This window comes from Acaryochloris marina S15, from assembly GCF_018336915.1.
Lineage (GTDB): Bacteria > Cyanobacteriota > Cyanobacteriia > Thermosynechococcales > Thermosynechococcaceae > Acaryochloris > Acaryochloris marina_A.
Window position 1 is genome coordinate 3657978 of record NZ_CP064923.1, and the last position, 13530, is coordinate 3671507.

The following is a 13530-nucleotide window of genomic DNA, read 5'->3' on the forward strand; positions in this document are numbered from 1 at the left end:
GCATAGGATGGCTAGAATCACACATCTGACATGAGTCGGATCACACGAAAAGCTTTCGAGTCCTCTTATATTCGTGTCTAGAGAAACAGGTGAGGAAAGACATGAATCACAGCATTAGAGTTTTCAGCATTGCAACTGTGGCAGGATTAGTCAGTTTAGCCAGTTTGAATTTTGCCCCTTCATCCCATGCCAGCCATTATCTAGAAGTTCAAAATGCTCATTGGCTGGCCAAAGCAGAGCAAAAAAATCTCAATTATGATGGGGTTCTATATTGCGATGATGCTAAGGCGAAGATCAATATTCGTCGAGGTCCTGGAACAGACTATCAAGTTGGATATAGTAGCTTTAGAGGGCTTGAAGTCGATGTTATTGCTTCCTATAAAAGCAATGGTTATAAATGGTACAAAATTCGCTACGTTAACCAGATTTTGCATCAAGCAGAGAATGGATGGGTGAGAGAAGACCTGATCAAAATACTTTAACCTGCAGGTCAATCTGCAGCGAGTGCTATTTAAGCGCTAGAACTCAGCCCTGTCCCGGAACAGTTTAAATTCAACCGCTTGCCCTAGGACGATCTTTTTATGACTCTTTTGGAGCAATCTCTACCCTCATTTATTCGCAATACCCAAGCAGAGTTGCATCAACAGGGCTATATTATCTTGCCCCACATCTTTTCTGACCAAACCTGCCATCAGATATCTGAGAATCTTGCAGAGGTTACCCAATCAAAACCTGGAACCCGACGATTATTAGCTTTCGAGTGGTGCCAAGAACTGGCAAGAAGCCTTAAATCCCATCCACTAATCTCTCCGTTATTAGGACCAAATCCCGTTATCAATCAATGCACCTATTTTGAAAAATCTCCTAATCAAAATTGGTTAGTGGCACTGCATCAAGATGTCAGTATTGCAGTTCAACCAAATGCTGTTACCACTCAGTTGGGAATATCTCAAAAGGAAGGCCTATCTTTCGTGCAACCACCCGTTGAGGTTTTGAAACGGTTGCTTGCTCTCCGTGTTCATTTAGATGACTGCACAAAGGATAATGGTCCTCTAAAAGTGGTGCCCGGCTCTCATCAACAGGGGCGGCTTACTGATCCGATGATTGCAAAACTGCGGGATCACTCCGGTGATATGTCTTGCTTAGTAACCACAGGAGGAGTGTTAGCCATGCGTCCTTTGCTCCTACATGCTTCCAGCAAGATGGCCCTTCCCCAACATCGACGAGTTTTACATTTTCTCTGTGGCCCTCGCCAACTCCCGAATGGATTGGTTTGGCATGAAGCTATTTAGATCAATGCAGGGCCATATAGGCTAAGAAAAATGGGGAAATGCCATAGACGAGGATATATTCTATCCATCAACAACGATTGCTCCTTGAATGTTCAAGGGGAGGTTAACCTCCCAGCTCTGCTGTGCAAATGAACCTCAGAACCCTTTATAATCCGATGGCTTTGTGTCACCCTATATATTCCCATGAGTACTCCCCTGAGCTGGCCTGAATTAGCTGACCGTACCGACTTCCATTTGGATCCTGCAAACGGTCCCACCAATTCTCAATCTTGCCTGCGTTTATTTGGACAATCCGAAGACGATGTCCGGGTGACGTTATTCCGTGATAATCATGCCTGGTGCCCCTACTGCCAGAAAATTTGGCTATGGCTAGAAGAGAAGCAGATTCCCTATCGAATCGAGAAAGTGACGATGTTTTGTTATGGGGAGAAAGAGCGGTGGTATAAGCAGATTGTCCCCTCTGGGATGTTGCCTGCACTGGAGCTCAATGGTCGGGTCATCACCGAAAGTGATGATATTCTAATTGCCCTAGAAAAAGAGTTTGGTCCCATGGGGAAGGGCATGAAAGATCCGGCGGTTATGCCTTTGCGCCAACTAGAGCGATTGCTATTTCGGGCTTGGTGTACTTGGTTGTGCTATCCTTCTCGTCCTCAACAAGATCAGCGTAATCGCGAACAGTTTGTCAGTGTGGTGAAAAAGGTCGAAGCTGCCCTTAGCCAGACTCCAGGCCCTTATTTTTTGGAAGAGTTTGGTACAGCAGACGCTATTTTCACCCCCTATGTCGAGCGGATGAATGCCAGCCTCTACTACTACAAGGGCTACTCACTAAGAGAGGAGAATCCTCGGTTCTCGGATTGGTTTGATGCCATGGAAAGTCGGCCCACCTACCGAGGTACTCAAAGCGATTTCCATACCCATGCCCATGACTTACCGCCGCAAATGGGTGGATGCTATAAAAACGATGATCCGCAAACTGCCATCAATAGGAATCGGGTAGACAATGGCCCCTGGACAGAGTTACCAGATGTCACCTATCCTGAACCCGAAACTTCTCGGGCGGAAGCGTTGCATCGAATGGTCAAGCATCACGAGAATATTATTAAGGTCAATCCTGCCAATGACGAGTTATTTGATGAAGCCCTGCGCTGTGCTCTGACCCATCTGATTACGGGTGAGGTGTGTTCGCCTCCGCCTGGTTCGGATCTTGGCCTGCGGTACTTGCGCGATCGCATCAGTGTTCCGCGGGATATGTCCATCTATGCAGCCAAACGTCTCAAGGCATCTCTAGAGACGACAGCCGCTCTCGTTGGCAACCGTCAAGGGACACCCATCCCTGTGCGCCACCGTCGTGACCAAGATCCTATGAACTTCGCGAAGGCATAAGTCATACCAATAAGCATCAAAAAGTGTAATTTTGATTTGCTATGAAACTTTGCCAACAAAGGGTTTTACGAATTTTATGATTACGCTTTTAGGCTCAAATTGGTGTCATAAGCTGGGCAGGATGCCGTGGTTAGTATGATCGGTGTCCTTGTGACCATTCTTTAGGGCCATTAGAAAAAAGATAGTGACTGGGCTAGAGGACGATGAATAAAGCTTTGACGGGATTGCTAGTTGCGATCGCATCTTGCAGTACTCTCTCATCGGCTCAGGCTCTCCCCGGCATGACCAAAGTCGAAGCAATAAGTTGGTCTTGAGGAAACTACGCAGACCAATCTAATACTGAGCTAGCCAAAGTCCCTCCTTTGCAGACCACCCAAAAGTACAAACCGAATCAATCAGATCTGGATACCTCTTTTGAAGGGATGGGAGGGAAAGTTCATCTCACCGTCTTTATGGATCAAGCGGAGAAGGTAAAAACAGAAAATATTGATTACCGCCCAGCCTGCTATTGGACTGGACTATCAGATTGCTCTGGCCTCATTACATTTGAGAAAACCAACCAGGACAAAGGGACTGAGCCGATTCAAGCTATCTGAGGACAGGCAGTACTAGCTGACTTTCAGGCTGCATCTGTAACAAAAACCCATACCGATGGCAATACCTATCGTTGGTATCAAGGCCAGCTCCATAACTATGAGATGTTTTAAGTGAAAGTCAATACCACCAAGCAGTTCAGCCTAGTATCTAAGGATGTTACACAACGCGATCTCATGCAGCAATTCATGGAGTGGCAAAGGTTATCCCAGTAAATACCCACCCAGCTTAGTCGCTCAAAAAGCTCCCCCTAAAGCACAGCTTCTTTAGGGGGAGGATAGCCTTCTGTACTAAGTCATAGATAAGAGAGTTCACAAAGAACTCCACCACCAACCTAGCAATCAAATATGGGGAAATGTTGAAGGCAAGCTATTCCAATTAGAGTGCAACTACTCTTGCCGACAGGCAGCAATAAAATACAGATGAGGCTGATCAGGAAGACTAGGGTCTGGAAATTGGAATGTGAAGCGGCCAAACGAAGCACCTTCATCACCTGGTTGAATCGCTGAGGCCTGCCAACCATACTGTTCAAAGAAAGACTCCGGATCATCGCAACAGGACAGCCAATACTTAGCCCAGTCATCTTGGCCATTCATTATTACAGAATTGATAACATCAGCCCCAAACCAACTTCCTTTAACAGACAAAGTTGTGATTGTTGTCAGCAAATTATGAACTTCTTCTTCATTCAGATAATATAGAACCCCTTCCAGGAGCCAAATTGACGGCTTTGACGGTTGATAGCCTTGTTTAATCAGCATCTCAGACCAAAGAGAGTCTTTCAAATCAGCTGCGATTGCATGCCGATTACAAGTAGGCTGAATATCCTCTAGAACTGATTCTTTGTAGGTCAATATATTACTTTGATCAATCTCATAAACATGAGTATCAGCGGCCCATTCCATACGCAAAGCTCGGGTATCCAGACCTGCCCCTAACAGAACAATTTGCTGAATATTTTGAGAATGCCCTAGGATCAAGTCATCAAAGTAACGCGTTCGAATTGAGGTAAAAGGCTTTCCCGCTTTTTCATCTGCTTCTAGCCGGGGAATTACATCTTCTAGAACCTCTTTACCTGCTAGCTTCTCAGCAAAGGGATCAATGAATAATGCATCTGATCTTCTCGTTTCATATGCACGTCCAGCAGCCATATTTTTGGCGGTAAAACCAACGTCATCCCTTGTCTTAGACATACTATTTCCCCTAATTAAGTTTTAGCAAGTAGCGTCGATAGACAAATAAATATGATGAATATCAAGTTACTGAGATAATTTTATTTAACCTTTTTCTTTCTAAATCCTAGGGTTATTCCTATCTCAAAAACCACGATGAATTCCAACCTTATCAAGTCCAATATCAACTGTGAGAGCTGATTTATAAAGCAAATTCCATAAAAGCTACATCCCTTGCCAGGAAATAACTATGGCATCTATGAGTTCGATTAAACTGAACTCATAGATCTTAGTTTTTATAGGATTTCGGCGACTTAATAAGTTATCTCTGATAAAGCCCATTATCTCAGAGATGAGGGTAAACACTACATGCTTAATAAATTAATTTCTAAATCAAACTGTATAAGATTTGTACTCCTAGTAGAGCATCCTCTTGCCGTCAGAACAAATCACAATAGTGATAGAAATATCTAAAAATCCTAATACTAGATCTTGGATAGCCTTTTTTCTAACATGTCTTATCTATAAATCTCACTAGGCATGGGTCCTTCATGCCGATCAATAATTCCTCTTCTTCTACAGGCTGAGTTGTTCTTCTAATAAAACAAGACTTCGGTAATCCATACCATTCTCAGATTTCTCAAGATACTTTCTTAAATCACTGAAGAAGTTCATGGAATTTCCACAGCGTTCCATCAGACCTTCTTCAAACTCCCCTCGTAAATTAGTAAGAGAAAGGACTCAAGAAAAACGATAGAGCCTTAACTCAGCAGACATTTGCGGGTCTTGCTGTATTGGCACTTGGCTTAAGTGCATCCACTGCAGTTGCACCCCCACCCAGCGCTACATTACTATCCTAAATCCCCACGAACTATGAAAGTCGCTACGACCTAGCTCGCCAATTGTCTCCCTTCAACCTGGCCCGTATGGCATGTCAAGATTAGTTTACGAATGAAGGCGTACCTACGGCTAATCAATTGATTCGAGATTAGCTACCTACATATAAATCCTACAAGTCTCCAATCATATAGATCAGCTTTATTCTACAGTTGCAACAAAGAGAATCAAGCCTTGAACAATATTCAATGAAGGTCGAAAAAGGCCAATGAAGTATTATCCTTTTCTGACTAACCCTTCATGAATCCGATTTTTTCGGTGATTGAGGATACCCAGGATGAGAATGGGCCAAATAATGCTAGCGACTGTCAGAAAAACAAACCACTCTGGTGAACCACCATTTGGCCAATAATTTTGCCCATATTGAACGCAGATGACAACGGGTGTTAAAGCTAAAAAAGCTAAACTCCAGCCTAGAATATAAGTCCGGATGATATTGGCTAAATGTAAGGGTTCTTGACCTATAATATTGAACCCAAAACTATCGCCAATCAATGCTCTATTAGCAGACTTATATTCGAACTTAAAGGGACGGACTATACGTGATGCTAGGGGAAAAATAGGGATAAAAAATATAGTAATCCAAAGCGTCACACGATAGAGACCGTTGGGAAAAGGCCTGTATCCAAGAACTGAAACACCTATCCCATAGATTGAAAAACCGAAGAATTGGTTCAATGATATTTGTAAGAGGTTTCTCTCCATAAATTTCTCACTTGCCAACCATTGATAGAGAGGGTTCAGTTGATTAGGATTGAAATCTATCGAACAAGGAAAAATTCAATTCGATAAATTATATCTTTTCGTCAATATCAAGAAGATGAAAATTCTAAATCAGCTCAAAAACAGGTAAGCACATATACCTGTTTTTCTTGAAGCCTAGGCAAATATTCAATCAAGCAAATAATGCTTAAACTCTCTACACTTATAATTCCCAAATTGTGATAATTTTCCGACACAAAAAGAATTAGGATCAAGTGCCGTTTGAAGATGACTAAAATAGGCCCTAATAGTGGTTTAACATTTCCTAGTGATCTTTGTCATCGGCAAAAACAAGGATGATTTTTATACTGTGGACATGAAATTCAGCTTTGAGATAGTTTGGAATGAGACGGAATCAAAGATTTAGCTTTGTTTTGCCCCTTTGCCTCTTGAGCTTGGGTTTATCCATTCAGGCTTGTCAACAAACTTCAGCCGATACAAGTTCACCTAACCCCTCTGGGACTCCATCAGATCGTCAGCAGTCTGGGGCAGGTCGATCTGGCCCGCTCAGTAAAGACTTAGACAAGATAGGCAAATCTGGTAGTTCTTCTTCCGATAAAGGGGAAATTCGGGAAGTCACTTACATCGCTGAAAAAATCAAACCGACGCCAGCTCAACTCGCGAGCAAAGATCTGAATTCTCGTATTAATGTGCGATCGCAACCCTCCACTCGCTCCAAGGCCAAACATTTTGGCTATAAAGGGGATGCAGTCACCCTGCTCCAAAAAGCGAAAGGAGAAGGAGATGCCACCTGGTACTATCTTCGCTTTGACCAGTCCCAGGCTGAAGGCTGGATTCGCGAAGACTTTATTTCTAGATCCACTACTTCACTATTGCCCAAATCAGAATATCGCCCTTACAATTTCGAGACTGATCCTTGGTTAGCTTCCTTTAATAAAACCTATGCCACTGCTAAGCAACGGCAAGAATCTTGGCTTGCCGAGGCACCTACGGTTGCCTTGAGACTGTCTGGTTTTCCTAACTCAGGCGAATGTAAACCCACTGAAGTGCATACAACCGAACATAGTGCTTCAAGCGTAACGGTTGTCATCCATAGTGGTCCCGCAAAAGAACCTTGCATGGATGATTCGGTTCGAGCCTCACAGATCCGAGTTGATTTGGTAAAGGAGAATCAAATTTGGGCGATTGAATGGGCGGGCGGTCGTTATCGGTGTCATCAGGGGAGAGGACAGCAAGATTTTGCCACTGCTCTGTGTAGTTAAAAAGCAGACGGCTGATGTCTGACCCCCTAGATCCAGTTTTGATTAGCTGGGGATGTCATCGGAGCTGGATAGGGGAAATAGTCGAGTGACTGTTGCTATTCCTGCCTCGACTTTCCAGAAAATATCAAACCCTGCTAGCCGCATATTCCACTCTTGCCCGGGTTGACCATCTTTCCTGCGCTCATAACCTGGGCGAGGATCTTGGGCAATCACATCCGAAATCATCGGTTGGATTTCATTTCGATCCCCCGTCAATGTTGAGATGAGGCTAGCCGTTGCTTCGGGACTCCATTCCACAGGCAATAGGGGATCTGCATCATCAGCCCAAGCACTGGTTGCAGTTGCGATCGCGTCTGCATACGGTACATAGGGCTTAATATCCAACACGGGTGTACCGTCTAAAAAGTCTCCTCCATGGATATGGAGCAATATTTCGGTTGGGGTCTGTTCCACTTGATCCAAAGGCACTGCACTCAGTCCGATCTGATTCGGACGATTGGGACTGCGGGTTGCATAAACCCCCATGCTCTTGTTTCCACCCAGGCGGGGTGGACGCACCAGGGGACGAAACTTGGAAAAGGACTGACCATGTAGCAGAAAGATTACCCATATATGGGAAAAGCTCTCAATTCCTCGCAATGAATGCCACTGCTGATCGGTGTGGGGAAAGACAATGGCTGCTTTTGCAGATTCCACTAATCCGGCCTGTCGAGGAATACCAAAGCGTTCAGGATAGCAAGATCGAATATAGGCAATCGGGGTTAAAGATACCTCATTCAAGTTGGGAAGGGGATTAGGGATCGGCATGATTATTTTTACCCTGCTTGGCTTCTAGGCGATCTAAGGTGCGATCAAAGCAGGCTCGAATATTATGCAGTAAATATAGATCTTCAGCGCCCAATAGTGCCAAACCGCGAGTAACGTATTTCTGATAGCGTTCTGCCAATCCAATGCGCTCCATAAGCTGTAGGGAGGAGTGTTTGAGATTGGCATATTCGAGCGGGGGCATGGGGTCACGATTCAGCCGCTGGTCTTTAATTTGGACTGCTGACTCTGACAGCATAAAGCTATACACCATCACAGCCTGGGCCAAGTTCAATGAAGGATGAGGATTGTCCTGAGGAATGGTCGTGATCAGATCGCAGCGATCGATATCTTGTCGATTCAAGCCAGACCGTTCTCCCCCAAAGACAAATGCAACGTGCTGTAGGCTCTCTCCCTTTGCTTGTAACTGTTGGGGCACCTCCCGCACTGAAATATATTGATACTTCTCATAGCGATGGCGGGCGGTGGTGGCGCAGGCAAAATCAATGTCATGCAACGCCTCTGATAAAGTCTGATAAATGGGAGCCGCATTGAGGACTGCTTGGGAACCGTGGGCCAGGACTTGGGCTTTTTCTGAGTTGCGATCGCATCGAGGTCGCACCAGCCGCAAATCCGTATGGCCCATTGTATTTAAAGCCCGAGCCGCAGCCCCCAAATTTTCTGGAACTTCTGGTTCAACTAGGATAAATGAGTACTGCATGAAGGTATAAAGCTTGCCTTATCACAGAGAGTAGGCTGCATCAACCTTAATGCTGAATACTCTCTGACTATTGACGCTAGCACGTTCTACCCAGGCAATACTGCCACAACTTTTAATTTCATCTCCCTAAATAGGCTTTGCTAACCTTCACCTATATCCTCAACAGAGTGGAACATAAGATTATGCCCATCAAGATTCCATTTTATAGATTGGCGAGAATTAGAGTGATTTTCAAATAGAAATCTATGGGTATACAAAGATAGAAAACGCCATAGGTTATCGGTTAATTGAATTTGCAATACGGCCGGTATTTTCAGCAGTTCTAATTGAAGAGATAAATGCTTCTAATGTGATTCTGAAAAAGATAATGTTCAGCATGAACACGAGTGGTGCAAGAATCAAAGCACCAATGGCTGGAAGTGGACCTCCTCGTAACCCTGCGAATAGAATGAGTAAAGCAGCCAGACCAATGAATAAAATACCTATCCCATAAAGGACTCCTGCGATTTGAATCGCAATAAATTCAGAGAAAGACAGGTCAAAGAGCTTAGCAAAGAATCCCTTTCGAGAGGCCATCTTAATTTATCCTCACTTGACTTTATATTTTGGCCTCCATTATTAGTAGAAAAGGGCTTAATCTTGCTATTTTAATATTTTTTTTATTATTCAGTGGCCTGGCTCTAAAAAACCCTAATTATATGTATTTATATATGAATATTTATCGATTTTTCTATACTTCCACTGAAGTATAGTGGTTTATTTGATCTTTTATGAATACTCCTTCTAAGCTATTTCAATCACTTATGCTGACTATAAACACTGGACCCACTCTTGAATATCAAATTAATCAGGCTTGGTATTCAAAGAAATTAAATAGATTACAAGCACAAAAAAATGTAACTTAAAAATTTATATCAGATTTAAAATAAAGTAAATATACTTTTCTCTGGATTGATAAATAAAGCCTGATTTTTTATCATTACGATAATCATGATAGTTCTTACCAAAATCTGTGTATCTTAAATTGGGAATCACTTGGTTGCCCCCCAAGTCCCATATATCCATAAATCTGAGTGCTCCTCTCTAGCTATCCCGTGATTGGGTTCTTAACCAATGAGAGAAGAAGATTGCGAATAGGTATCCACTATGGCTTTTTTAGAACAAGAAAATAGTACGCAACAACAAAAACAACACCGAGCTTGGTGGAATCGGCCTCTGATTGGTGATCGGAGTGTGACAGAGCGGATTAGCTCTTTGGTCAAAGGGGGCAAGAAAGAAGAAGTCCCTGAAAAAGTGATTAAAACCCATGCGGATGCTTTGCAGGCGATACATAAATTGGTGAAGCGGGCTTTGTCTATTGACAATGGCAAATATGGCAATTCTGAGTTCCTAGCCTTTGTTAAGCTCAAGCGAGCTTTTGCTGAAAGCCATGAGGGATATGAGAATCTGGACCGATATCTTCAGCTTTTGCATGCGGGTATTTCTGCCAAACACACATTCATAGCTTTGGAACGCATGGAGTTCAAGTTCTATGGTTCTAAACATGCTCTCCTTTATGACTATGTTGAGGCTTTATTTCAAAGCAATATCCCGCAGGCTGAGTTCCTTGATAGCCTACATGCCAAATTTGTGGAGGTCCAACCTCAACTCCGCACAGAGGTAGGGAAAGAAGTATTACAGCAGTATTATCAAAATTTAGAGACGATCACCAAACATCGGTTTGGATTTCGGTTATTGCGTTCCTTCAAACGCCATAAAATGACCAACTATTCCATGCTCAATACAGTTGCCAAGATTATTGATGGATTAGATCGATTAGACTTGCATGACTTAGGCATCCTCAATACGGAAGTGATTGCCCATTACGAAACCTTTCAGCGGTTGGGGGAAATTATAGGCATGCCAGAATCATTGGTGAACCCCAAAACCTTTGGCCGCATGCTGCAGTATGTCGCTTTAGAAGAAAAATATAAAACAGCCTATCCTAAGTTTCAGGAGTTAGTGGTACTGCTTGAAGAGTGGTATAGGAACTTTACTATTGCCCAAAATCTACGCAATGAATATAACCCCAAGAAATATAAGAGGGTGAAGGAATTTGGGACTTCGATTCCTGGGGTTGCTATCTATAACAAATACAAAGCTTATTTCAGCTAAAAGAACGCGGGTTGCTGAACGGACGCTACCACTGTTGATGAATCAACTGCATATTGTGCACCGTACAGTGGAGGATCTCCGGCTGTGCTAAGTATTCCATCAATGGACTGAGCTTCGGAATATTGAGGAGAAAAGCATCGTAATCGAGGGCTGTCAGTTGGCGAAGAATTTTACACCACTGAGAGTAATCAATCTGCGAAGGATGAATTTGAGGAAGCAGCCGACTTAGAGACTTGGCTCGATCGGCTTTATCGGTGAATTCAAAGGTTGCGGCCAGGGTCTGAGCCAGTAGGTCATTGGGTAGCAAGGCATTGAGGGAATCAAGGGTTCTTTTTCTGGCTTCCCATGGACTCAATTTCAGCTCTGAGGATGTCAGTTGGGTCTTGAGAATACTTAAGACCGATGTGTACGCCTGATTACTAGGGTGCTGCTTTCTATGGGCCTGAATGTTTAATAGTAATGCTCGAGAACAGTAGGGAATGACGCTGTTAAGCATTCTCTGCTGTTTGTCTTTGCGGGTTGTCTGTTGAGCAATGCCTAAAACGTGCTGAATCTGCTCTTGGGTTAACTGAGGGGCTAACTGTTGAAATGCCAATATCTGGGTGTCTGTATCGGTGATTTGGCAAGCTGCTGTCAATGCAGCGGGAAGTAGTTTGGGGCGATATTGGCTTAAGGTCCAGTAGGCCCGAAATTGAGTATTACTATCCTGGCATTGCGAAAGCCAGTGGAGTGCCGTTGACAGAATAGACTTATCTATATTGGCAAGTTGGCAAATGGATAGAACTTTTGCAGTTAGATTTGTGAAAGCACTTATCTGATCTTTCACTTCGGTTTGGACGGATGGAGAAAGATGGGGAAAAAGAATACCCAAAGCTTGCCCCCGGTCTCGTTCGGCTGGCAAGGTGTTAATTATTTTGAGTAGCTTGGCCGTAATATTGGGTGCAGAATGATGCTTGCAGATGGGGGGAAGGACAGAGCTATAGGCCAGCGAATCTTCAAACTTTTCCAAAATATTCAAAGTGAGTTGAATCTCAACCTCACTTAAATACGGAACAATTTTGCTGAGTGCGAATGCACAAGACCGTTCGTCCTCGATGGAACACACTGTACGAAAGGTGACCGAAAGCAGGCCAGGATGGTTGGGAAGTAGGTGAAGGAGAAGCGTAGCCCTTGTGGATGAATGTTCAATAGAATTGATGACTTCCAGAACCTGAGCCTTTTGGGCATTAGAGATAGTGGGTGCAACGGCGACCAGAAATTCTGAGCAAACACTTTCTTCTATGTCATCCGTTTGGCTATTGATCAGCTGGTTCAAATAGATGGAAGTGGTTTGGGGCCAACGAGTTACAATGCCACAGGCAGCAACCATCTCATCCGATGGGGAAAGGGTTTGAGCAATGGCAACGGTTTGATCTAAAAGGGGTGTGGGGATCTGAGCTGATATCTCCCGCAGCACAATCGCTTTGTAAAAGTCAGCCGATAAGGACGGGATGATTTTTAACAAATCCGGAAACAGCGTTGTCTCCAAGAGAGGGGCCAGCAAGCATAATAACTGAGCTTGGTGGGCAGCATTAGACTGACGCTGGATGACCGATAGGATATAGGGATGATAGGTGGTGGGCAGGGCTGGGATTAAGTCTTGTAGGACTTCAAATTGATGGTGCGAGTCTTGAATCAGTTCTAAATAGGTAATGCTTTGGGTGGGTGTCCAGATTTGTTGGCGAACAAAGGCCCCTACCAGCGGGGCCGGTAGACGAGTCACCAGACGGTGATGAGCAACGGTCATCATGGCATAGCGACATTGCAATTGAATGGCTTGCGTGGGAGATTGCTCGTATTGTTCCTCTGCCAGTTGCCACGCTAAGTTCACGTCTCGGCAGTAGAAGGCCGTATAGCCGTTGCGATCGCAAGCTTCATACCAACCATTCGCACCAGACTCCGCTTCTTCCTGCAGGAGGATGTGGATTTCATCACAGCGGTCGGCAGCCTGCAAATGCCAGGTTAAATGGGCATGAATATAACCATCGTCTGCCAGGGTGTGCCACAACCGTTTATGGGTGAGGGCCTGGTAGCGTTCAATCAGGGCTGCATGGACATCTCTTGCTTCGAGCTGTTTGAGCTGCAGTAAGCCGGTATAGGCGACCTGCTGTAACAAGGCGGGAAGTTGATAAATATGCTGAAAAGGACTGAGGCTGGACTGCAGCCATTGCTTTTCTATCAGGATCTGCTGATCGACCCATCGCTGTAGGAGCACTTCAGCCTCTTCCACCGGGCAGAGCCATAGGGTAGAAGCGGTTTTAGCCGTAAAAGTTGCGTTTTTGGCCAGAATACCTAACCAGGAGAATCGTTGCTCTTCTTCTGCATTCAGAGCAAAGGGCTGGGACATGTCAGACAGAGCTTGATTGGCATCAAGAGCCTGGGGCCAATCGGATACTTGCCCTGCGGCTAGCTCTTCCGCTGTAGGGTTTGGTTCATCTATGGATCCTGCCGGTGGTAAGGGAGGAAGAATAGTGTCTAAACGGCTCACA

The 13530-nt window shown here is 44.3% G+C and carries 12 protein-coding genes; 6 read left to right on the plus strand and 6 right to left on the minus strand.

Features of this window, described 5'->3' with window-relative positions; genetic code table 11:
- Positions 1 to 101 precede the first annotated feature (101 nt).
- The 4 genes from I1H34_RS16940 to I1H34_RS32230 all read left to right on the plus strand — a co-directional run bounded on the left by I1H34_RS16940 (position 102) and on the right by I1H34_RS32230 (position 3271).
- Positions 102 to 482, plus strand: a complete 381-nt coding sequence (locus tag I1H34_RS16940; RefSeq protein WP_212662190.1) for an SH3 domain-containing protein — start codon at positions 102 to 104, stop codon at positions 480 to 482.
- A gap of 99 nt (positions 483 to 581) precedes the next feature.
- Positions 582 to 1292 carry a phytanoyl-CoA dioxygenase family protein gene (locus tag I1H34_RS16945; RefSeq protein WP_212662191.1) on the plus strand — a complete coding sequence of 237 codons (711 nt, stop codon included), beginning with the start codon at positions 582 to 584 and terminating at the stop codon, positions 1290 to 1292.
- Positions 1293 to 1475: 183 nt separating this feature from the next.
- Entirely contained in the window at positions 1476 to 2675 is a 1200-nt protein-coding gene (locus I1H34_RS16950) for a glutathione S-transferase family protein (protein ID WP_212662192.1), read from the plus strand.
- A 362-nt stretch (positions 2676 to 3037) separates the two neighbouring features.
- The gene (locus I1H34_RS32230) at positions 3038 to 3271 is read left to right on the plus strand and encodes a hypothetical protein (RefSeq protein ID WP_249369324.1); all 234 of its coding nucleotides are present in this window, start codon (positions 3038 to 3040) and stop codon (positions 3269 to 3271) included.
- A gap of 387 nt (positions 3272 to 3658) precedes the next feature.
- Here I1H34_RS32230 and I1H34_RS16960 read toward each other — a convergent pair whose 3' ends face one another.
- Together I1H34_RS16960 and I1H34_RS16965 are read right to left on the minus strand one after the other, a co-directional pair.
- On the minus strand, positions 3659 to 4462 hold the full coding sequence (locus I1H34_RS16960; protein WP_212662193.1) for an SAM-dependent methyltransferase: 804 nt from the start codon (positions 4460 to 4462) through the stop codon (positions 3659 to 3661).
- Between the two features lie 1092 nt (positions 4463 to 5554).
- Positions 5555 to 6043: a hypothetical protein gene (locus tag I1H34_RS16965; RefSeq protein ID WP_212662194.1), complete on the minus strand. Its 489-nt coding sequence runs from the start codon at positions 6041 to 6043 to the stop codon at positions 5555 to 5557.
- Positions 6044 to 6444: 401 nt separating this feature from the next.
- Between I1H34_RS16965 and I1H34_RS16970 the strand changes: the two genes are divergently transcribed.
- A complete protein-coding gene (locus tag I1H34_RS16970) occupies positions 6445 to 7323 on the plus strand; it encodes an SH3 domain-containing protein (RefSeq protein ID WP_212662195.1) in 879 nt (292 codons plus the stop codon).
- A 42-nt stretch (positions 7324 to 7365) separates the two neighbouring features.
- On the opposite strand, the gene tsaA is transcribed toward I1H34_RS16970, so the two are convergent.
- From tsaA to I1H34_RS16985, 3 genes are all read right to left on the minus strand, one after another.
- Complete coding sequence (gene tsaA, locus I1H34_RS16975; RefSeq protein ID WP_212662196.1) at positions 7366 to 8130, minus strand: tRNA (N6-threonylcarbamoyladenosine(37)-N6)-methyltransferase TrmO; 765 nt, start codon at positions 8128 to 8130, stop codon at positions 7366 to 7368.
- Positions 8117 to 8848 carry a TrmH family RNA methyltransferase gene (locus I1H34_RS16980; protein WP_212662197.1) on the minus strand — a complete coding sequence of 244 codons (732 nt, stop codon included), beginning with the start codon at positions 8846 to 8848 and terminating at the stop codon, positions 8117 to 8119. Before I1H34_RS16980 ends, tsaA begins: the two co-directional genes overlap by 14 nt.
- A 276-nt stretch (positions 8849 to 9124) precedes the next feature.
- Positions 9125 to 9424 carry a DUF4282 domain-containing protein gene (locus I1H34_RS16985; RefSeq protein ID WP_212662198.1) on the minus strand — a complete coding sequence of 100 codons (300 nt, stop codon included), beginning with the start codon at positions 9422 to 9424 and terminating at the stop codon, positions 9125 to 9127.
- A gap of 570 nt (positions 9425 to 9994) precedes the next feature.
- Here I1H34_RS16985 and I1H34_RS16990 point away from each other — a divergent pair.
- Positions 9995 to 11002: a hypothetical protein gene (locus I1H34_RS16990; RefSeq protein WP_212662199.1), complete on the plus strand. Its 1008-nt coding sequence runs from the start codon at positions 9995 to 9997 to the stop codon at positions 11000 to 11002.
- A gap of 25 nt (positions 11003 to 11027) precedes the next feature.
- Here the strand turns inward: I1H34_RS16990 and I1H34_RS16995 are convergent, their stop codons facing one another.
- Positions 11028 to 13529 carry a hypothetical protein gene (locus I1H34_RS16995; protein ID WP_212662200.1) on the minus strand — a complete coding sequence of 834 codons (2502 nt, stop codon included), beginning with the start codon at positions 13527 to 13529 and terminating at the stop codon, positions 11028 to 11030.
- Between the last annotated feature and the right edge of the window lies 1 nt (position 13530).

Coding starts and splice junctions, on each gene's coding strand:
- I1H34_RS16985 (WP_212662198.1), bottom strand. CDS start 9,424: ATGGCCTCTCGAAAGGGATTCTTTGCTAAGCTCTTTGACCTGTCTTTC.
- I1H34_RS16940 (WP_212662190.1), top strand. CDS start 102: ATGAATCACAGCATTAGAGTTTTCAGCATTGCAACTGTGGCAGGATTA.
- I1H34_RS16990 (WP_212662199.1), top strand. CDS start 9,995: ATGGCTTTTTTAGAACAAGAAAATAGTACGCAACAACAAAAACAACAC.
- I1H34_RS16950 (WP_212662192.1), top strand. CDS start 1,476: ATGAGTACTCCCCTGAGCTGGCCTGAATTAGCTGACCGTACCGACTTC.
- I1H34_RS16945 (WP_212662191.1), top strand. CDS start 582: ATGACTCTTTTGGAGCAATCTCTACCCTCATTTATTCGCAATACCCAA.
- I1H34_RS16970 (WP_212662195.1), top strand. CDS start 6,445: ATGAGACGGAATCAAAGATTTAGCTTTGTTTTGCCCCTTTGCCTCTTG.
- tsaA (WP_212662196.1), bottom strand. CDS start 8,130: ATGCCGATCCCTAATCCCCTTCCCAACTTGAATGAGGTATCTTTAACC.
- I1H34_RS16960 (WP_212662193.1), bottom strand. CDS start 4,462: ATGTCTAAGACAAGGGATGACGTTGGTTTTACCGCCAAAAATATGGCT.
- I1H34_RS16965 (WP_212662194.1), bottom strand. CDS start 6,043: ATGGAGAGAAACCTCTTACAAATATCATTGAACCAATTCTTCGGTTTT.
- I1H34_RS16980 (WP_212662197.1), bottom strand. CDS start 8,848: ATGCAGTACTCATTTATCCTAGTTGAACCAGAAGTTCCAGAAAATTTG.